The sequence below is a fragment of the Hydrogenovibrio sp. 3SP14C1 genome (genome assembly GCF_029625905.1).
In the GTDB taxonomy this organism is placed as follows: Bacteria; Pseudomonadota; Gammaproteobacteria; order Thiomicrospirales; family Thiomicrospiraceae; genus Hydrogenovibrio.
In genome coordinates, this window is the sequence record NZ_JARTLM010000143.1 from 1 (window position 1) to 267 (window position 267).

The window sequence follows — 267 nt, forward strand, 5'->3', positions numbered from 1 at the left end:
TGACCGTGATATTCAGCGGCATGAATTGCCGTACCCGGAAAGGGTGCAGAAACTTCATGCGGGTGACGGTGAGGGCTGCCATGAGCAGAATGATCGCGAAGGTGACAAACGGCGGAAAATCAAGAATGTAGAAGTAGGCGGCGATGATGTTCCAGGCAGCAGGAAAACCGACAAAGTAGTTGTCCTGGCTTTTCATGTTCACGTTGCAAAAGCAGAACATGGAGGAGAGCAGGATGATGAAGACCGAGAGCAGTTCGAAGTGGGTGG

The 267-nt window shown here is 51.7% G+C and carries 1 protein-coding gene; it reads right to left on the reverse strand.

Annotation, left to right across the window (positions count from 1 at the left end):
- The coding region (locus P8629_RS11980; RefSeq protein ID WP_278166339.1) for a hypothetical protein at positions 1-267 on the reverse strand (267 nt) is incomplete at both ends.